Origin of the sequence: Mesorhizobium sp. C416B (genome assembly GCF_030323165.1) — a bacterium.
Classification (GTDB): Bacteria; Pseudomonadota; Alphaproteobacteria; order Rhizobiales; family Rhizobiaceae; genus Mesorhizobium.
The window spans coordinates 5,166,768-5,186,482 of record NZ_CP100471.1 but is presented as its reverse complement, the minus strand read 5'-3'; the positions used below and the strand labels follow the sequence as shown (position 1 = coordinate 5,186,482).

The 19,715-nt window shown below is 62.8% G+C and carries 17 protein-coding genes; 6 read left to right on the top strand and 11 right to left on the bottom strand.

Annotation, left to right across the window (positions count from 1 at the left end):
* The first annotated feature begins 17 nt into the window (after window positions 1-17).
* From NLY43_RS25315 to NLY43_RS25295, 5 genes are all read left to right on the top strand, one after another.
* Complete coding sequence (locus NLY43_RS25315) at window positions 18-1,280, top strand: VpsF family polysaccharide biosynthesis protein (RefSeq protein WP_023710997.1); 1,263 nt, start codon at window positions 18-20, stop codon at window positions 1,278-1,280.
* A 469-nt stretch (window positions 1,281-1,749) separates the two neighbouring features.
* Entirely contained in the window at window positions 1,750-3,129 is a 1,380-nt protein-coding gene (locus NLY43_RS25310) for a GumC family protein (RefSeq protein ID WP_245263994.1), read from the top strand.
* 1 nt (window position 3,130) lies between these two features.
* Window positions 3,131-4,237: a glycosyltransferase gene (locus tag NLY43_RS25305; protein ID WP_023710995.1), complete on the top strand. Its 1,107-nt coding sequence runs from the start codon at window positions 3,131-3,133 to the stop codon at window positions 4,235-4,237.
* 169 nt (window positions 4,238-4,406) lie between these two features.
* On the top strand, window positions 4,407-5,135 hold the full coding sequence (locus NLY43_RS25300) for a N5-glutamine methyltransferase family protein (RefSeq protein ID WP_023710994.1): 729 nt from the start codon (window positions 4,407-4,409) through the stop codon (window positions 5,133-5,135).
* Window positions 5,132-6,247, top strand: a complete 1,116-nt coding sequence (locus NLY43_RS25295) for a hypothetical protein (protein ID WP_023696870.1) — start codon at window positions 5,132-5,134, stop codon at window positions 6,245-6,247. Before NLY43_RS25300 ends, NLY43_RS25295 begins: the two co-directional genes overlap by 4 nt.
* Before the next feature lie 134 nt (window positions 6,248-6,381).
* Here NLY43_RS25295 and nadE read toward each other — a convergent pair whose 3' ends face one another.
* The 4 genes from nadE to asnB are packed head-to-tail and all read right to left on the bottom strand — an operon-like array spanning window position 6,382 to window position 11,177.
* Window positions 6,382-7,386: an NAD(+) synthase gene (gene nadE, locus NLY43_RS25290; protein WP_023710993.1), complete on the bottom strand. Its 1,005-nt coding sequence runs from the start codon at window positions 7,384-7,386 to the stop codon at window positions 6,382-6,384.
* The gene (locus NLY43_RS25285; protein WP_023710992.1) at window positions 7,383-8,930 is read right to left on the bottom strand and encodes a class I adenylate-forming enzyme family protein; all 1,548 of its coding nucleotides are present in this window, start codon (window positions 8,928-8,930) and stop codon (window positions 7,383-7,385) included. Before NLY43_RS25285 ends, nadE begins: the two co-directional genes overlap by 4 nt.
* A gap of 23 nt (window positions 8,931-8,953) precedes the next feature.
* The gene (locus tag NLY43_RS25280) at window positions 8,954-9,217 is read right to left on the bottom strand and encodes an acyl carrier protein (protein WP_023671787.1); all 264 of its coding nucleotides are present in this window, start codon (window positions 9,215-9,217) and stop codon (window positions 8,954-8,956) included.
* Between the two features lie 22 nt (window positions 9,218-9,239).
* Window positions 9,240-11,177, bottom strand: coding sequence for an asparagine synthase (glutamine-hydrolyzing) (gene asnB, locus NLY43_RS25275; RefSeq protein ID WP_023710991.1), 1,938 nt, complete (start codon window positions 11,175-11,177; stop codon window positions 9,240-9,242).
* A gap of 298 nt (window positions 11,178-11,475) precedes the next feature.
* On the opposite strand from asnB, the gene NLY43_RS25270 reads away from it, so the two are divergent.
* Window positions 11,476-12,345, top strand: coding sequence for a hypothetical protein (locus NLY43_RS25270; protein WP_023710990.1), 870 nt, complete (start codon window positions 11,476-11,478; stop codon window positions 12,343-12,345).
* A gap of 207 nt (window positions 12,346-12,552) precedes the next feature.
* Here the strand turns inward: NLY43_RS25270 and amaB are convergent, their stop codons facing one another.
* The 7 genes from amaB to NLY43_RS25235 all read right to left on the bottom strand — a co-directional run bounded on the left by amaB (window position 12,553) and on the right by NLY43_RS25235 (window position 19,699).
* The gene (gene amaB, locus NLY43_RS25265) at window positions 12,553-14,067 is read right to left on the bottom strand and encodes an L-piperidine-6-carboxylate dehydrogenase (protein ID WP_023710989.1); all 1,515 of its coding nucleotides are present in this window, start codon (window positions 14,065-14,067) and stop codon (window positions 12,553-12,555) included.
* A 175-nt stretch (window positions 14,068-14,242) separates the two neighbouring features.
* A complete protein-coding gene (locus NLY43_RS25260) occupies window positions 14,243-15,517 on the bottom strand; it encodes an RNA polymerase sigma factor (protein ID WP_023707663.1) in 1,275 nt (424 codons plus the stop codon).
* Window positions 15,514-15,888 carry a YciI family protein gene (locus NLY43_RS25255; protein ID WP_023671781.1) on the bottom strand — a complete coding sequence of 125 codons (375 nt, stop codon included), beginning with the start codon at window positions 15,886-15,888 and terminating at the stop codon, window positions 15,514-15,516. Before NLY43_RS25255 ends, NLY43_RS25260 begins: the two co-directional genes overlap by 4 nt.
* Window positions 15,889-15,970: 82 nt before the next feature.
* A complete protein-coding gene (locus tag NLY43_RS25250; protein WP_023710988.1) occupies window positions 15,971-17,071 on the bottom strand; it encodes a DNA topoisomerase IB in 1,101 nt (366 codons plus the stop codon).
* 63 nt (window positions 17,072-17,134) lie between these two features.
* A complete protein-coding gene (locus NLY43_RS25245) occupies window positions 17,135-17,896 on the bottom strand; it encodes a hypothetical protein (protein ID WP_023686315.1) in 762 nt (253 codons plus the stop codon).
* On the bottom strand, window positions 17,893-18,771 hold the full coding sequence (locus tag NLY43_RS25240; protein ID WP_023725134.1) for a glycosyltransferase family 2 protein: 879 nt from the start codon (window positions 18,769-18,771) through the stop codon (window positions 17,893-17,895). Before NLY43_RS25240 ends, NLY43_RS25245 begins: the two co-directional genes overlap by 4 nt.
* A complete protein-coding gene (locus NLY43_RS25235) occupies window positions 18,764-19,699 on the bottom strand; it encodes a glycosyltransferase family 2 protein (RefSeq protein ID WP_023686317.1) in 936 nt (311 codons plus the stop codon). Before NLY43_RS25235 ends, NLY43_RS25240 begins: the two co-directional genes overlap by 8 nt.
* Between the last annotated feature and the right edge of the window lie 16 nt (window positions 19,700-19,715).

The window sequence follows — 19,715 nt, the reverse complement described above, 5'->3', positions numbered from 1 at the left end:
CCACAGAGCAACAGTTCGTGACCGCGCAGGCCAGCCGCCAAGACGCCCTCACACTCCTGTTCTTTCTCCTCGCGGCCTTCGCTTTCCTGCTCCGCTCGACCATCTCTCCGCAGTTGATGAATATGGTGATGTCCTATTCGACGGAGGGGGGGTCGTTTCCCGAAAAGCTGCATATCGGGACCTATGCGATCTTTCTGCTGCTTGTCGTCATCGCCACGACCCGGCCAATTCGGCTCGAAGGCGATGAAGTCAGGCTGTTCAAGGCGACATTGTTATATTCGGTGCTGCTGTTGTGGCTGGTGCCTTATCTCTTCGTGATAGGCCGTGCCGGCTCGGCCGGCTTCATAATCGATTCCTATCTGGTCTCTTGTGCCGCGGCGATGATCATGCTTGCCCTGGGTGACCATGTGCGCAGGGCGCTTGGCAATGTCATCGTCGGCATGATCGTCCTCAGCGCCATCATCGGAACGATCGAGGCCGTCACCCAGCATCGATTCCTGCCCTATCCCCTCGTTGAGCTGGACTTTCGGCCGATCGGACTGTCGGCCCATCCGCTGGCGCTGGGCGCGCTTTGCACCACCGCCATAGGTTTCGTTGCATTGACGCGGTGGCGTATCTGGGTGTGCGCGCTTTGCATCTTCATTCTCTTCATCGGCACGGCCGCTTCGGGCGCGCGCACCGCCCTGCTGCTCGCTTGCGGCGAGATCCTGTTCCTGCTCGTGTTCCTGCCTTGGCCGGACTTGTCACCCAGACATCAACGCCAGGCCAAACTCCTGGTGCTGATGCTGACGCTGGCCGGTGGCGCCATACTGATTGCGATACTCTTTTCGGCGGGGCTGCTGAACCGCTTCAGCAACACGCTCTTTGATCAAAATTACGACGCGCGCGTCAAGATCTACGATGTATTCAAGTTTGTTGAATGGAGGGACATCCTGCTTGGCATGAATCCCAACGAGTTGTTGAAGATCGTCAACGAAAAGCTCAACCTCCCCTTCATCGAAAGCACGCCGGTCGTTCTTACGCTTTTGTTCGGCCTGCCGATCGCCCTGCTCTTCGCGTTTGCTTTCTTCCGGTTCCTTTTCAAGCTCCTGCGCAATACGCCTCGGGCCGCCCATATCGCAGCGGCCGCGTCCATTCTCGCGGCATTGTCAAACAATGCTCTCTCTTCGAAGGCGCCGGATATCATGCTGCTCGTCATCTTGTTGCTCGCTTATCGAAAGCCGGATGGGCGCCAAACCGGCGCGCCCCTTCAAGGCCAACCAGCATCAACAGCGACATGACGCCAAAGCCCGCTCCTTGTGGATGCCCTCGCAACGACCTCTTGCATCTTCCATTTGAAACGCCTGCGCGCTTTGCCAGGCTACGACGGGCGTGGCAGAATACCGACCAAGGGTGGATAGATCGCTGTTCCAGAACGCGCCTGACACGCCTGGAAAATGAAATGTTAACGATGTTTCCGTAAAGCAGGCTGTGCGTATTGAATATTAAAGGGTTAGCATGATGTCCGCCGCTTCCGGTCCTCCTCCAGCCGCGGCCGCCGCCGGCATTAGCCCCTATGAACGGATCGAAAATGCGCGGCGCGCCAGCAGGCCAAAGCCGCAACAAACCGCGCCGATCATGGCACATGCGGCGGCACCCGCTGTAACGTCGGCCCCTGTAACGTCGGCCCCTGTAACGTCGGCCCCTGTAACGTCGGCCCCTGTGTCGCCTGCACCCGTGGCGCCGCCTGTAGCCGAGCCCGTCACGACGGTGACGCTCAACAAGATCGGAACCTTTCTCGAACTCGATTTCGGGCGTCTGTTTGTCTGGCTGCGCGCCGGCCTTGCTCTGGTATGCCTGCTGGCAATCGCCGGCGGGATCATCGGCGGTGCCTACGCTCTGCTGAGCAAGCAGCGCTACACCGTGACCACGGACATCCTCATCAATCCCGCCAATCTTCAGGTTGTTCCGAACGATCTTTACCCGCAATCGGCCCAGGTCGATGGACAGCTGCTCAGCGCGCGCAGCAAAGAGCGCATCTTGACCTCGGGCAGCGTGCTTTCACGTGTTGTAGACGATCTTGACCTGGCCAGTGACCCGGAGTTCTTCGACGCGGACCGAAGCCGCACAGGGACGGACGGCGCCAAACCCGACCCAAAGCTTACCGCCCTGAAGAACCTGGCGGAACGGGTTAGCAGCATCGCGGATGAAAAGTCGTTTGTCACGACCTTGATGGTATCGGCGGAAACCCCCGCTAAGGCGATCCTGATTTCGCAGGATATCGTCAAGACTTTCCAGGAAGAGCTGGCCAGCGCCGAGGCTTCCGGCGCCAGCCGTGCCGCGGCCGCGCTGGACGGGCGGCTGGGCCAGCTCAAGAGCGATGTGCAGGCGGCCGAAGAGAAGGTCGAGGCCTATAGGCGCAGCCACAATCTGGCCACCAGCAATGGGCAGCTTGTTTCCTCGCAAACCATGACCCAGCTCAACGGCCAGATCGTGGAGACGCAATCGCGCGTCATCGCCGCGCAGGCAAGTTACGACGCCCTGCTTGCCGCCGGCGCAAACGGCACCAATTCCGGTCCCGCCACGTCGGAGGCGCTTGTGGCGCTGCGCGCAACGGCCAACGGCCTGCGCCAGCAGATCGATTCGCAGTCGATGACCTTTGGCCCCCGTCATCCGTCGATCGTCAGGCTTAAGACGGAGTACAACACGGTCAGCGCGCAACTCAGCGCCGAATACGCGCGCACCCTGCGCTTGGCGAAGGTCAATCTCGATGCCGCCAAAACCTCGTCGGCCTCCCTCAATGCCAAGATGAATGACTTGAAGGGCAACGTGTTCTCGGATAGCGATTCCGAGGTCGCCTTGCGTGAGCTTGAACGTGACGCCGCGTCGAAGACGGCTATCTATGAGAGCTTCCTGTCGCGGGCACGCCAGATAACCGAGCGCGAACAGATCGACAGCACCAATGTGCAGGTGATTTCCACCGCAGTGCCGCCAAAGGGCCGTTCATGGCCCCCGCGCACCGTCCTGATGATCGGCCTGGGGGCCATTGGCGGCATGATCCTCGGCATGTTGCTCGCCATTACCCTGGGTATCGTGCGCGACATGCGGCTTCCGCCGAACCGCCCGGATGTCATTGCCAGCCGCGCCTGAAATGGCGAAGCGGATTGTCTTTCACATTGCCAGCCTCAGGGGCGGCGGCGCCGAGCGTGTGTTCGTCCTGATAGCCAACGAGCTGGCATCGCGCGGCCACAACGTCACGCTTTTTACCTGGAACGCGCAGGGGCCCAATGCCGCCCTGCTTTCGCCTGCCGTGCATCTGGTCGATTTCGGCCTCGCCATTCGCGGCGAGGGTTATGGCAAGTGGGCGACATTGAAAGGCATCGTGCGAAGCGCGGGCCTGCTTGGCCGCCTTTCTCCCGACGCGATCTACAGCGCCCCGGAATTCGCCAATCTGGTCGTGGCGCTGGCGCTTTCCCTCGCGCGAAGCAGGGCGCGGTTCTTCCCGAGTTTCCACGCCGCCGCCTCATTGCCTTCCGGCAGCCTTGGCGCGAAAATGGCGGTCTGGCTTTCGGCCCTGGTTGCGGCCCGCGCCACCAGGGCCATCGCGGTTTCTGAGGGTGTCGGCGGCGATCTTGTGGCCCGAGGCTTCCCGAAATCCAAGGTCGTGGTCATCAACAACCCGCTGCCGCCGGCTGCGGGATCCCAGCAACGCTCCTACGCCTGGCAGGCAGAGCTCGCGGCGATGGGCGACGGCCCCGTCATCATCACCGCCGGACGCCTGGTGCCGGTTAAGGATCATTGGACGTTGCTGCGGGCCTTCGCTGTGCTGCGCGCCGGCCGCCGGGCCCGGCTTGTCATCTTCGGCGAGGGTCCGCTGGCCGACGAGCTGCGCGCCTATGCCGAAGAATCCGGTATCGGCGCAGACGTTCTGTTTGCGGGCTATGTCAATGATCCGGCGGCCTGCTACGCAGTAGCTGACTTGTTCGTCCTATCATCGACCAGCGAGGGCTTCGGCAATGTTCTGGTCGAGGCCATGGCAGCGGGGATTCCGGTGGTCTCCACGGACGCGCCGCACGGCCCGCGCGAAATACTTGATGACGGCCGCTTCGGCGCCCTGGTGCCGGTCGGCGATGCCGCGGCTCTGGCAGTGGCGATGGCCAGAATGCTCGACCAGCCGACAACCGCCGCGATCCTGAAAAGCAGGGCGGCGGATTTCGAAATTGAAAAGATCGGAGACCGGTACGAGGCGTTGCTCTGAATTAGCGCATGGATCGGCTTGCGGCGGCACAGGAATTCGCCATTGATGGGACAGGACGCCGCCAACATAGGCCGGTTACTCCCAATCCAATCATGATCTTTAACATCAATTTACCCGGAGTTGGTAACAACAGGGAACCCGCGTTTTATCCTCAGGATAGGGATTTTCCTTGCCGCAGCATCACAGCCTTCCTGCCGGCCGTGCAAACGATCTCAATTGGCCGCGATTGCACCGCTTCATGCGGGTTGAGCTGGAACTCGCGCCTGACGTCCTGGTGCCGCGAGCCGAAACGGAACTGCTTGGCCGGACGGCCGCGGCCATTCTTGGCGAACAGGCGCACGAAACGATCCTGATCGACATGTGCTGCGGCAGCGGCAATCTTGCCGTGGGCATCGTCAGCGGATGTCCTCGGGCTCGGGCATGGGCGGCGGACCTGACCGACAGCACGGTTTCGCTTGCCCGCCGCAATGTTGTGCGCCTCGCCCGGCAGGACAGGATCAAGGTCCGGCAAGGCGACCTATTTGCCGCGATCGAGGGTGACGGCCTCCGCGGCGCTGCCGACATGGTTGTGTGCAACCCGCCCTATATTTCCTCATCCCGTCTCGATAGCGAAAGCGCGCATCTGTTGGAGAACGAACCTCGGGAAGCTTTCGACGGCGGCCCTTACGGCATTTCGATCCTCCAAAGGCTGGTCCGGGATGCCGCAGCTTTCCTCAAGCCAGGCGGATGGCTGCTATTTGAGTTCGGCGAAGGTCAAGATCGGCAGATAGCAACCCTTTTATCGAGAACGAAATCCTACGAAACCCCAACCTTTGCCGTGACGGCCGACGGCCAGCCCCGTGTCGCCATGGCGCGCAAACATGGTGGCCGGGTTCCCGGAACCGGGAGCCCGGCGTGAGCGTCGTCCGCGCCCTCGATCAGGCCGACCTTGCGGCCGTCGCGGGCATGTTTCAACGCATGCTGCGCAAGAAGCGGGGGCCAGCGCCGGCCTCCCTCGTCGATTACATGAGGCGGTTTTATCTGGACGCACCCGACTGGGGCAGCGGGCTCCGTTCGCTTGTCCATGTCAATGACGCCGGCCAGGTTTCCGGGTTCGTCGGCGTTCATGCGCTGCCAATGAAATTCAACGGCCGGCAGCTCTACGCTGCCATCTGCAGCTCGCTGATGGTCGAGGATCACGAGACCGATCCGATGGCCGGTGCCCGCCTGTTGAAGGCCTTCCTCGATGGTCCGCAGGACATCTCCTTCAGCGAAACCGCCAATGATACGTCCGTGAAACTGTGGACGCGGCTTCGCGGCGTTGTGCTGCCGCAATACAGCCTTGACTGGGTTCGCGTGATGCGGCCGGCGACCTTCATGCTCAGCCTTTTTGCCAATCACATGAAGCTTGCCTGGATGTTCAACCCGCTCGCCCGGATCGTCGACCGGCTCTACCTTCGCAAAATGAAGGGCAGTCAACGACGCTGGACCGGCGTCGTCGCCAACGCATCGAGCCGGGGGGCATTTCGGACCTCCGAGATCGACAGCGGCAGCTTTGCGGGGCTGCTGGAGCCGCTTTGCGCCCAATTTCCGCTACGTCCGCAGTGGGCGGAAGGTCAGCTCAACCACATTCTGGGCGATGCGGCGCAAAAGCCGGATTTCGGAGAGCTTGTCTACGTGTCGGTGGCATCGCCGAACGGCGCCAATGTCGGCGCTTTCGCCTATTACGCGCGACCGGACGGGATCGGCCGCGTGCTGCAGGTCCTCGCTCTTCCCGGCCAGGCCGGGCCGGTGATCGATTGCCTGGTCGAGCATGCCGCCCGGCGCGGTGTCTCCGGCTTGCGCGGCCGCGTCCAGCCCGCGCTTCTGGACGCCATGCTTGTAAGACGCATAGCCTTCATACCGGTCGCCTCGACCGTCGTGCATTCACGCGATCCCGAGCTTCTCGATGCCATGAAGAACGCGCAGGTCTTTCTGAACGGGCTTGCGGGCGAGCAGTGGAGCCAGTTGATCGGCGGCCGCTTCACCTGAAGCGTTCCGCCTACAGCAATTCCAGGAAAGGGTGCGCGGCTTTCCGTCCGGAATTGCGTAAAGACAAGAGCTTAGTATTTCTTTCATGCATGTCGTATCGCAAGACCGGATCACTTTTGCTCGATATGCATAGGTCAGGAGCCGACTTCGTCCACGCCGTCAACGAGCTGCGGGCGCAGGTGCAGATAGCGCGTTGCCTTTCGCTTGGCGGCGATGTCGGCCCAGACGCGTTCGATCTGTGAGGCGGTCAATCCCGCCGCTTGCCCTACCACCTCGGCGGACACGCCGTTGTTGAGGCCGTAGAGACACAGATCCATCCGATCGTAAGGCAGGGAGAAGTAGAATTCTTCCTGCGTCTGCGCCAGCGAGTAGGTGTCGGTGGTCGGCGGCCGGTTGCGGACCTCTTCCGGAATGCCGAGATAGGCGGCTAGCGCATAGACCTGCGTCTTGTAGAGATGCGCGATCGGCTTGACGTCGGCGGCGCCGTCGCCGTTCTTGACGAAGAACCCCTGATCGTATTCCAGCCGGTTCGGTGTGCCGAGCACGGCGAAGTTCAGCCGGTCGGCATGATAATATTCGATCTGCTTGCGGGTGCGCTGCTTCATGTTGGTGGCGGCAACGATGCCGAGATAGACCGCCACCGGCATCCGCAGTTTCGTCTGCTTGCCTTGCGGGTCCTGCACCACCAGCGAGGAGATGTTGTAGCCCTCGCCTTCGAGCACGTTCGCGATCACGATCTTTGAGGCCCAGCCCTTGCCATAGTCCGGGACCATTTCGCGGATGAAGGCGTCGCGGCGTTCATAGCAGCCCATTGCCCGCAGGGTCGGCCCGATATCCTCCACAACGGCCTCGACGCCGAAAGTGTCGGCGACCAGATGGCCGAGTCGCAGGCTTTCGGGGTCGGAATCGCTTTCCGGCATGAGCACGCACAGCACATTCTGGTGGCCGACGGCACGCGCGGCCAATGCAGCCGAAACGCTGGAATCTATACCGCCCGAAAGACCGAGCACGAGGCCGCGCTTGCGAATGCCGCGCAACTGCTCGCGCAGGGCCGCCACGATCCTGTCCGTTTCGGCGGCGGGATCGATGACCAGGGCTTGCGTGAAGGCCGGCGCATCCTGGGTTGAGCCGATGTTCATTGCTCGGCCTCCATCATCTCAGCCGCGAGCCGGCGGCTGACCTTGCCCGACTCCGTCTTCGGTAATTCGCTGCGGAACTCTATGATTTTGGGGACCATGAAATCCTCCAGGTGCCGCGCGCAGTGACGAATGATGTCCTTTCCGCCAAGCGCCGGATCGGACCGCACGACGAGCGCGCCAATCGCATGCCCCAGCACCGGATCCGGCACGCCGACGACCACCGCTTCCGCGATACCTGGATGGGCGTGGAGCACTGCCTCCACTTCCTTGGGGGCGACCTTCTCGCCACGCGTCTTGATGATATCGTCCTTACGCCCGACAAAATAGAGAAAGCCGTCCTCGTCGGTCTGGAACAGGTCGCCCGTATAGAGCACCTTTTCCCAAGGGTTAGGCCCCGGCCGGAGCGCTCGTTCCGTCGCGGCCTGGTTGCGCCAATAGCCCTGCATGACGTGCGGACCGCGGATAACGAGCTCACCTGCCACGCCCGCCGGCACGCGTTGTCCAAGGTCGTCGACGACAAAGGCTTCCGTGTTGGGGATGGCTATGCCGACCGACCCTGGCCGGCGGTCAAGTTCCTCGGGTGGCAAATAGGTGCAGCGCTTGCATTCGGTCAGCCCATACATCGAATAGATCCGGACGCCGGGCAGCAGCGAGCGCAGGCGTTCTATGTGGGCTGGCGGCAAGGCGGCCGCGGTGTTGGAAATATAGCGGAGGCTGGGCAGGAAACCCGGCGCCAGATCACGCATCTGCAGGATCATCGCCGCCATGGTAGGCACCAGCGGAAGGCCGGTGACGCCCTCTTTGCGGATGCGTTCGAAGATCTCGTGCGGGAAGGCGAAGGACTTCTCGAGCACCAGCGTGGCCCCGAGCCTGACTGCCATCAGCAACTGATAGAGGCCATAGTCGAAGGCAAGCGGGAGGACGTTCAGGATGATGTCGTCCGGCGCGTTGCGCAGATAGGTGGCGATCGACCCCGCGGCAGCGTCGCAATTGCGATGCGTCATCATCACACCCTTGGGCCGGCCGGTCGAACCTGACGTGTAGATCAGCATCGCAAGGTCGACGTCGATGCCGCGATGGTTTACCTCCGCGCTATCGAACGTCAGGCAGTCAGTCAGGGACGCGGCCCCTGCCGGGCATTGCCCATCGGCCTCAGGGGTGGAAGCCACGAAGATGCCGGTCTTGCCGTGCGATGCGCAGGCTTCGGTGACCACGGGCATCAGCTTCGCCTGCGTCAGGACCGCCCTGGCGTCGCAATCGGCGATGATGTAACCGAGCTTGTCGGCCTTTGTGGAGGGGTTGATCGGACTGAAGGTCGCACCTGCCTTGAGTGCGGCAAAGATCAATACGGCGGCCTCCCAGCAATTGTCCATGAAGATCAGGACGCGGTCGTCGCGCCTGATGCCATTCATGAAGAGAGCGGTGGCCAGCCGGCTCGAAAGGTCGTCGAGTTCTTCGTAGCTCAGCCTTTTGCCCCTGGTGACCAATGCCGTCTTGGCCGGGTTGGCAGCAGCCTTCGCCACCAGAAAATGCTCGATCCGCACGGGACGTTCCTCGCCGTTGGCGCTTACGCTGCCAGCGTTTGTGCTCTCGCCTCGATGAAGGACGAGATGCGGTCAAGCGAGTCCAGGTTGGCCGGAACGATGTCGGCATCCACCATCGCGATGCCGAAATTGTCCTCGATGAAGGCCACCAGCTCAAGTACCGCAGTCGAGTCGATAATGTCGTTCTCGATCAGCGAGGCTGAATCCGACAGTTTGTAGGAGGTGTCGCCGAACAGGAAGTTGTCGACGATAAAGCTTCTGACCCTGTCCTTGATTGCCGTCATCATGTCTTTCCTTTTCCTCGCCGTCTCAGGCCGCTCTTGCCGCGCCGACCGCTTGGCCGGCGAAATTCTTCTGCCACAACTGCGTCGACAGAATGCCGACGAAGGCGGCGTTGTCGCGAAATCCGGTCGCGGTCTCCATGCGGCATTTCTCGTGGAGCTTGGCCACCGCCTTGGCGTTGAACAGGCCGCCGGCGGTAATGCTCGCCTCGCCCAGGCAGTCACGAACATAGTCTAGTTCCTCCGCCCCGACGAAGGAGCGGGCCTCCGGGGCGCGGTAAGGTTGCTTGGTGCGTTTACCGATCGCCGCCGGAAGGTGGTGCCTGGCCACCTTGCGCAATATGTGCTTCTCCATCAAGCCTTTCAGTTTCATCTCCGGCGGAAGTCTTGCCGCGAACTCTACCACGCGATGATCCAGGAAAGGAAACCGCCCTTCGATGCCGTGCGCCATGGCCATCCGATCGCCTTGGCTGGAGAGGATGTAGCCGGGCAGGAGGAAGCGGGTTTCGAGATATTGCGCCTGATGCAGCGGATGCCATAGGGAAAACGCCTCGGGTAGGCGGCTGGTCAGCTCTTCAGCTGCGTCATAACCCTTCAACGTCGCGCGCAGGTCGCCGGAAAAGAAGATTTTCGCCGCCGCCGTGGTCTTGAAGCGTGGCCGATGCGAGAACAGCGGATCGTCGAGGGCAGCGTTGCTGGTGCCGAAGAAGGCAGCCAGATACTCCACCGATTGCTGTTGCAGGCCCGGCAGATACGGGTAAAGCCGGCGGAACAGCTGCGGCCTCATGCGCGATGTGGGCTGCCGCCCGCAGAACCGGCGGACACGCGCCTCCTTGAAGACGTCGTAGCCGGCGAAGACCTCGTCGGCGCCTTCACCCGTCAGCACCACCTTCAGGCCGGCCTGGCGAACCAGGGCGGATAATTTGTAGAGTGGCGCTGGCGCCGTGCGGATGATCGGCCGCTCGGCAAAGCGGACGACCTCAGGAAAGACGCTGGCGATATCGCGGGCGCCGCATTCTATGGCGTGGTGGCGCGTGCCGAGCGCCGAGGCCATTTCGATCTGAAAGGCGCTTTCGTCATGCTCGGCGCTGTCGAAGGTTACGGAAAATGTCTCCAGTCTCCGAGGAGTCATGCCGGCGGCAAGCGCCGAAACAAGCGAGGAATCGAGCCCTCCGGAAAGATAGGAGCCGACCGGCACGTCGGCCCGCATGCGAAGCCTCACCGCATCGGTCAGAAGGGCTTGCAATTCCTCTGCCGCGTGGTCCTCGTTCGTGATCTTCGACGGCTCATCACGATGCGGATAGTCCAGGTGCCAGTACCGTTTGACCGTGACCTGCCCCTGCGTCGCGATCATCACACTTGCCGGTTCCAACTCGTGGATATTGCGGAACGCCGTGCGCGGAGCGATCGGCGCCCACAGCGTAAAGATCTGATCCAGCGCAATCGGATCAATTTCAGCGGAGACCCCCGGGACCTTCAACAGGGCTTTGATCTCCGAGGCAAAGTAAAGCACCCCGTCCTTACTTGTGTAGAAGAGCGGCCGGACACCCATCCGGTCTCGTGCAAGCACCATTCGTCGCTGCCGATTGTCCCATATCGCCAAGGCGAAATCACCGTTCAGGAGAGACAAGCAGTCTTCGCCCATCTCCTCATAGAGCTGAAGGATGACCTCTGTGTCGCTCGACGTCCGAAAGTGCCGGCCCTTGGCGATCAGCCCTTCGCGCAGTTCTATGTAGTTGAAAATCTCGCCGTTGAACGCAATCGTCAAATTGCCGGCCTCGTCGGACATCGGTTGCTGGCCATCGCCGATGCCGATCACCGACAGCCGCGCATGCCCGAGCCCGGCATCGGGTGCTACGAATTTCCCTTGCTCATCCGGCCCACGATGGGCAATTGCGGCTACCATGTGCGTGAGCAAAGCTTCCGCATCCCGGATTGACCCGAAATAACCCCCGAATCCACACATCCCTTGAACTCATATTGAACGCTAAGGTACGGAACATAACCTCGATAGTGGCATCTGAGGTTAATCCGATATTTTCACCGAGCATGTGGTTAACAAGAAGTTTGCCACGATGTGGTGTTCGTGGCTAGGACGCGATGGCTCTCCATCACCTCGCGGTTGCGGCCGTAATAGCCGGAACGATAGCCCAGGCTCGCTCTAGGCCTTTTGTCCGGGTTGGCATGGCTGGACACGGGCGGCTAAGGCTGGAAATGTGATTGCACGTCTTCGCTGCCGGGGGGCTGGCCGGAGGACGAGGAGGATGGCGCTGAATTTCGAATATATTGCCGGCCATCCGGCGCTGCACCGTCATGTCGAGGCGCAGTCGAAGGCGCTGCTGCATATCTATGAAACGAGCCCACGCCTGGCCGCCGTGTTCGCCACGCAACAGCGCTGGTTGCTGGCTCACACCGGCCTAGCCCTGCATTTCGCCCGCGACCCGCGCGATCCCCGCACGGAACTGACACTGGCCCGCTTCATCGATGCCGTGCTTCACTATTCCGTCGCTAGCCGCAACACGGCCGAAGCCTTCATCAAGGAGATGCTGCACTATCACATCATCGAATACCTGCCGCACACCGGTGACGGACGATCCCACCCGTTTCAGGTGACGGCAGCGACGCTGAAGGAATTCGACGGCTGGGTGGTTGCGCATCTGCGCACGCTCGACGGTCTCGACAGCGGCAGCCGCCTCGCCGCGTTTCTCGAGCAGCACGGCATGATTTCCAGGCTGCAGCCGCTGGTGGCGGAAGGCCTGCTCTCCTCCAACCCTGTGCGTGAGCCCAAGCAGACGTTTTCGCTGTTCATCTGGCTCAACAATGGCGGCATCGTCATGGATTGGCTGATGTCCGGCATCGATCCCGACAATGCCGCCCTCGACCGGATCCCGACCAGCGTGGTTTCGATCGGCGAATTCGCCAGTTGGCTAAAACTCTCGCGCACCCATCTTGCGCGCAAATTGCGCGACGCCGAAAAGCTCGGCAGCGTCGGCTGGCTGGGCCGGCGCGGGCATTCCGTAATGTGGGTCTCGAACAGCTTCTACCAGGAATACATGACCGTCCAGGCCGCCAAGCTTGCCGTTATCGATGCCGCGTTCGAGGCCTGCCGACCGGCGTCGCCGCACGCTGGCTGAACGTTCGGCGCAGACGCTGTTGCGCAGCCGGTCGTGCCGACCGCGAGGACCCGTCCGGGCGCATGGCCGAGGTGGCCTTTCCGCCGTCGGGATACGGACATCTGGACAGCGGGGGCGAAGCCTGAAAGCGGAACGATCCGCGCGAGCGGCAGCGATCCGCCCGACGGGTTCGGGTGGATCAACTGGTCAAAAGCCGGGCGCAGCATCTCAATCGATGTCGAATGACACGCCCTGCGCCAGCGGCAGCGCCTTGGAATAGTTCACCGTGTTGGTGGCGCGGCGCATATAGGCCTTCCAGGCATCGGAGCCGCTCTCGCGGCCGCCGCCGGTTTCCTTCTCGCCGCCGAACGCGCCGCCGATCTCGGCGCCCGACGTGCCGATGTTGACGTTGGCGATGCCGCAATCCGAACCATCGACGCCGAGGAAGCGCTCGGATTCCTGCAGGTCGCGGGTGAATATCGACGACGACAGTCCGGCGCCGACCGCATTGTGCTCGTCGAGCACGGCATCGAAATCGGAGTACTTCATCACATAGAGGATCGGCGCGAAGGTTTCTTCGGTGACGGGAGCCACCTGCTTCGGCATTTCGACCAGCGCCGGATGCACGTAATAGGCATCGGGATGGCCATTCTCGACCCGCGAACCGCCGGTCAGCTTGCCGCCGTGAGCGGTGGCTTCCTTGAGCGCCTTCTGCATGGCGTCGAACGCCCCCTTGTCGATCAGCGGCCCGACGAGCGAAGACGTCTCCAGCGGGTTGCCGACCGAGACGCTCTCATAGGCCTTCTTCAGCCGCGGCAGCAGCGTGTCATAGACGCTGTCATGCACGAACAGGCGCCGCAGCGTCGTGCAGCGCTGGCCCGCGGTGCCCATGGCGCCAAAGGCGATGGCGCGCAGCGCCATGTCGAGATCGGCGGTCGGGCAGACGATGCCGGCATTGTTGCCGCCGAGTTCGAGCACGGCGCGGGCAAAGCGCTTGGCCAGCCGCGGGCCGACATCCCGGCCCATGCGGGTCGAGCCGGTGGCAGAAACCAGCGCCACCTTCGGGTGGTCGACCAGGATCTCGCCGACGGAGCGGTCGCCAATCAGCACCGGTGCCAGGCCCTGCGGCGCATCCGCGCCGAAGCGCTTGACCGCGCCGGCAAAAATCGCCTCGCAGGCGAGCGCCGTCAGCGGCGTCTTTTCCGAGGGCTTCCACACCACGGCGTCGCCGCAGACCAGCGCGAGCGCCGCGTTCCACGACCACACCGCGACCGGGAAGTTGAAGGCCGAAATGACGCCGACGACGCCGAGCGGATGCCAGGTCTCCATCATGCGATGTCCCGGACGCTCGGTGGCGATGGTTAGACCGTAGAGTTGGCGGGAAAGGCCGACGGCGAAATCGCAGATGTCGATCATTTCCTGAACTTCGCCGAGGCCTTCCGACGGGATCTTGCCGACCTCGATCGACACCAGCCGGCCAAGCTCGGTTTTGTGCGCGCGCAACTCCTCGCCGAGCAACCGCACCAGTTCGCCGCGCCGGGGACCCGGCACCATCCGCCAGGCCTGGAACGCCGTGTGCGCGGCATCGATGGTCTTGGCCGCATCGGCCGGCGAAATCGTCTTCAGCGCCGCGATCTGTTCACCCGTCACCGGGCTGCGCACGACGAGGTCGCCGCCGGTCAGCGCGTCCTTGGCCACACCCAGTTTCGCCAGAAGTTCGGCCGTTTCCTTCGCTATCGTCATTTTCATCCCTTTCAGATCCGCTCGCCATCATAGGGCGGCGGTCGAGCCTTGGCGCCATTATCGCCCGCATGCCGCAGGCGCTGTCATGGCGTGCCATTACTCGTTTCAGGGGAAAATCGCCACCCCGGCATGGTCCAAGCCGGGATTGCACGATTGAGCCACAGGAGGAACAGGTTTAGTGCGCTGTCTTCGCCGGCGCCTTCACGGCTCCGTCTCGCATCAGCCGGTCGATATGCATGCGGATATGGGCGGCTTCCGCTGCCGTGTTGGCCAACGCAATGGCGCGATCGAAGGCGACACGCGCCTCTTCGCCACGGCCGAGCTGCATCAACAGACCGCCCTTGAGGCCGAAGAAGTGGAAATAGCCGGACAGCCTCTCGCCAAGCGGCTCGATCATGGCAAGGGCAGCTTCCGGCCCGCGCACCTTGGCGACCGCAACCGCACGGTTCAGCGTCACCACCGGCGAAGGTTGCATCGCCTCCAGCAGGCTGTAGAGCAGGTCGATCTCTGTCCAGTCGGTCTCCTCGGGGGTTGCCGCCCGCGCATGAAGGGCGGCGATCGCCGCCTGCACCTGGTAGGGTCCGGGCTTCTGGTGGCGCAGGGCCTTGTCGACCAGCGCCAGGCCTTCGTCGATCATCTTGCGGCTCCACAGCGAGCGGTCCTGGTCGTCGAGCAGCACGATCTCGCCATTCTCGTCGAAGCGGGCCGGCGCGCGCGCATGCTGCAGCAAAAGCAATGCCGTCAGGCCCATGATCTCCGGCTCGGTCTGGAACAGCCGCAGCAACAGGCGAGCCAGCCGGATCGCTTCCTCGCAAAGCGGCGCACGCGCCGGCGCCTCGCCGCTGTTGGTGGAATAACCTTCGTTGAAGATCAGATAGACCATGGCGGCGACGGCGGCGAGCCGCTCCGAGCGTTCGACCGCGCCGGGCGTCTCGAACGGCACGCCGGCATCGGCAATGCGCGCCTTGGCGCGCGTGATGCGCTGTTCCATGGCGCTTTCGCCGACCAGGAACGCACGCGCGATCTGCTTGACGGTGAGACCGGAGACGATGCGCAGCGCCACCGCGATCTGCTGCGTAGGCGGCAGATCCGGATGGCAGCAGATGAACAAGAGCCGCAATATGTCATCGCGGTAGTGCGCGCCGTCCAGCCGTTCGGCGATATCGCTCTCGGCATCTTCCAGGTCCGAGATCTGGTCCTCTTCCGGCATCGGCGCCTGCTTGGCGCGCTTGCGCACCGCGTCGATGCCGGTGTTGCGGCCGACAAAGATCAGCCAGGCCGCAGGATCGCGCGGCGGCCCGTTCTGCGGCCAGTTCTTGAGTGCCCTCAGGCACGCGTCCTGGAAAGCTTCCTCCGCCGTATCGAGATTGCGGAAATAGCGCAGCAGCGCACCCATAGCCTGCGGGCGGGCAGCGCTGATCGCCGAGCTTATCCAGGCGAGGTCTGTCATGTGGCTACTCTGGTTGGGTTGAAGACGGAAACCGGTCGGATCTCATAGGATCCGCCGCTGGGATTGACCTCGGAAAGCTCGCGCGCGAAGTCGACGGCCTCGTCGAGATCGGCGCATTCCAGCGTGTAGAAGCCGAGGAACTGTTCCTTGGTCTCGGCAAACGGGCCGTCGATGACGACCGATTCGCCCTTGACCTTGCGCAGCGTCGTCGCGGCGGTGGTGGGCAAAAGCCGCGCCACCGGCCCAAGCCGGCCGGCTTGAGCGTATTTTTCCTGCACATGCATGAGCTTTGCCATGACCTCGTCATCCTGTGCCTTGCTCCAGGAGGAGACGACATCTTCGGAGGCATAGCAGAGGATAGCGTAGAGCATGGGACGTCCTTTTCTGTCTCAAAGGACGAAACAGTAGGGCCTATGCCGACATGGCGTCGACAAAAAAGTTACGCCATTTTTGTCAGCCTTCGCTTGCCTTCAACCATCTCAGCACAAGAGCCTCTTCATCATCGAGACCGTCTATCGATCGCTTGCGCTTGTTGGCCTCGGTCATTTCGCTAAGCAGCCGCCCTTCCACCCAGGCTTCGAAAACCTGTGGATGGATGTAGCATTTGCGGCAGACGGCGCGTGTGTTGCCGAGCCGCTCGGCCACCTTGTCGATGACGGCGTTCATTACACGCTTGGTCTGCGCCTGGCTTTCGGGAAGCTCCGTCCGCGCAAACAGCGACGCGGCATGGATGGTGCCGCCCCAGGTGCGGAAATGCTTGGAGCTGAAATTGGCGCCGATCGCGTCGCGGATATAGCGGTTGACATCGTCGGAGCGCACTCCATGCCTCTCGCCATCCTCGTCGAGATATTGGAACAGTTGCTGCCCCGGAATATCCTGCGCGCCGCGCACGACCCGGGCGATGCGGCGGTCGACCAGCTTCAATTTCCATTCCTTGCCGGACTTGCCCTTGAAGGCAAAGCGCAGGCTCGATCCCTTGATGTCGACGTGGCGGTCGCGTAGCGTCGTCAGCCCAAAGCTCTTGTTGTCGCGGGCATAGGCGGCATTGCCGACCCGGATCATCGTGTTGTCGAGCAGCCAGACAATTGCCGCCACGACGCGCTCGGCCGGCAGGCCACGGCGGCGCAGATCGGCATCGATCCGGCGGCGCAGCTCCGGCAGGCTTTCGGCAAAGGCGACAAGGCTGGAGTATTTGGCGCCGTCGCGCTCGGCGGCCCACAGCGGATGGTAGCGGTACTGTTTGCGCCCGCGCTGGTCGCGGCCGGTCGCCTGGATGTGGCCGGCGGGATCGGGCGAGATCCACACATCCGTCCATGCCGGCGGAATGGCCAGCGCCTTGATGCGGGCAATGGCTGCCGCGCCGAGGGCCTGTCCTTTCGCGCCCTTGTAGGAAAAGCCTTCGCCCGCCTTCAGGCGCCGGATCCCCGGCTCGCTGTCGCTGATATAGGTGAGCGAGGCCTGTTCGGCAGCGGTCTGCGCGCCGTTCTTCGGCGCTCCATCGTCCCCCCGTCCGGCAGCCGACCGGCCGGATGGCGTCCCAGATTTGTCAAGCATGCCCGCTCCACGAAATTTTTCTCGTAGATAAGCGCCAAGCCGACTGCTGGTTCCACCCCGTTGCTATGGAATGTGGTCGGGTCCACCAATGGTGGCACCAGCCGGCACGGCCATCCAGAGGCCGCCATCGTCGACGTGAGGCGGATGGTAGTCGCGCCCGGGCGGAATCTGTTCGAACACGGCCCCTGCCTCATCGGCAAGGTAGTCATAGCCCACATCCTGCAGGAGCCCCTTTGGATCAAGGTGGTGGTAGAGATTGCGGCGGGCGATCCGCCGCTTCGGCTCCATCATCTTTAAATGATAGAGGTTGAGCCCGCTGTTGCGGGCCTTGAAACCAAGATCGGGAGGATACCAGAGCCCGTGCAGGTCCTCTGGTCGGTACTTCGCCGGATCGTAGGCTCTGAACAGACGATACTGGAACTTTTCGGCCCACAGCCCGTCGACCCGGTACTCGGTCGGCGAATACAATTCGCGGAGCCGGAACCCCCAGGCCATGCGCCTGTAATCCCCCGTCAGCTGTCCGATCCGCTCCGCGGTACCGCGTTCCAGCCGCTCATCGGGATCAATAGCCAGGATCCAGTCGGCGGCAGCTTCATGCGCTGCGTCGAGTAAGATCCGCCGCCGCTGCGGCTCGCTGCTGAACACGCCGGTCGCCCCGCGATCGTCATAGGCAATCCAGCCGTCAACGACCGGATCGATATTGGTGATCAGATCGGCAACCAGATGCGCGTCATAACGATAGCTGAAAACTGCGACCGTTCTCTGGCGCGTCCAGAACAGTCGGCTCCGTCGCCAGCGTCGAGGCTTGATTTGGCTCGTTATCATTTTCTTGTTGCCGCTTTCACGCGATTTCGCACGCCAATATAGACACCCACGGATTTGACCAGCAGGGCAAGCCAGACAATTGGCATCGACATCATCGCGAAAGTTCGATCCCGATCGGAAAGCCCGATCTTCGCCAGCTTGCGGGCATTCCGCCGATCGCGAAACGTGTCGCGAAAACACCGAAACGGAGTGTTCAGCGCAGACGCTGCGAGGTAATCGCCGCGGCGACAGCCGCGCCTGTACTGATCGGCAAGCAATCTGGACAGCCGGGTTTCGTTGCGATGAACGGTTTGCACCTTAGGCTCCCACACCGGCTGCAGTTCCTGCGGCAGCCGCCCCAGGAATTCGGTGTCTTCGGCAGCAGGCATGGTTTCATCGAACAAGCCAAATTCATCGAACAGCCGCCGATCAAACGACACGCCGTAACGCAGCGCACGATCCGACGGCAGACCGGGAAGCCGTCGCATGAACATGATCAGATGAGCCGCACAGGCGATCAGATTGCGCGGATGGCTATTCACCATCGCGCTCGCCACGGCGCGGTCGCCAGCCAGATGCCGCTGCATCCGTGCCTCGGCCCAGCCCGAACAGGCGAGGCAATCATCGGCAAGAAAGGCAACGAAAGGCGCTTTGGTGGCCGCAATGCCGAGATTGCGGGCTGCGCCTACAAACAGCCTTCGACCGACCTCGATCACTGGCACCTTGACCCCGGCGCCGGTCAGCAGCGCCATGACCTCGCCTCCGCCCGAGTTGACCACCATGATCTCGAGCGGCTCATCCTGATCCAGCAGGGATGTCACCGCCTCGACGATTTGAGCCGGCGCGCGATAGCCGATGACAATGACGGCAAGCTGCGGCGGGGCTGATTCAGGCACGTTGCAACTGGACGCGCGGAGAGGAAAACCAGCGCCGCAGCGCCAGCTTCAGCTGGTAGCGCCTGCAGCGCCAGGTGTTCGACCGCACCTTCGGCGCCGCCGCCGCGATCCTCAGGAACCGCGCCGCCGTCTCCAGATCACCGCGCGCATAGTGAACCCGGGCGATCTTGAGGGCGACCAGCCCCTCCCTGGTCTTTAGCGACGACAGTGGGATGCCACAGTCAGTCAGCTCGCGCAGCGCCAGCCGCCAGTCGAGAAAGCGGCGCACCGGCCTGGTGATGAAGCGATCATCAGAACGCACTGCCGAAACGTGGTAGATCATGACGGGATGCACGATCAGGGCAAGCGACGCCCTGCCCATCAGCCTGGACCAGAACAGCGTGTCCTCGTCATAGGCAAGCCCGGTCGGGAAGCGCGTGTCGCCGACGACCCGCCGGGAAACCAGCGCACTGCCCACGGCGATCGAGCGAATGTGACCTTCCAGATAGGCCGAGGCATTGGCTATACCGTCTTCTATGTAGCCGGCTGGAAGCTTGAGGTTCCGGTTCTCGCCATCGGTGCGCCGACGGTAGGCGCCGATCACCATGTCGGCGGCCGGTTGCTCCCCCGCCCGGACCAGCATCGACCGCAGCCCGCCCTCCAGATGCAAGTCGTCGGCGTCGATCAGGTAGATCCAGGAGCATTGCGCCTGCGCCAGCGCCACATTGCGGGAGCCGCCCGCGTCCCGGCAGCTGCTCTTGAGCACGCGCAACGGCAACGAGAATTGCGTGGCGGCATTCAGCGCGGCTTCTGCCGTCCCGTCCGAGGAGGAATCGTCGACCAGCAGCACCTCGCCGATAACCTCGGCTTCGGAACGAAGCGAGGCCAGCGTGGCCGCAATGGTTGCCGCCGCATTGTGCGCCGGGATGATGACACTGATTGCCGTCAATACCGAACTCCGCATC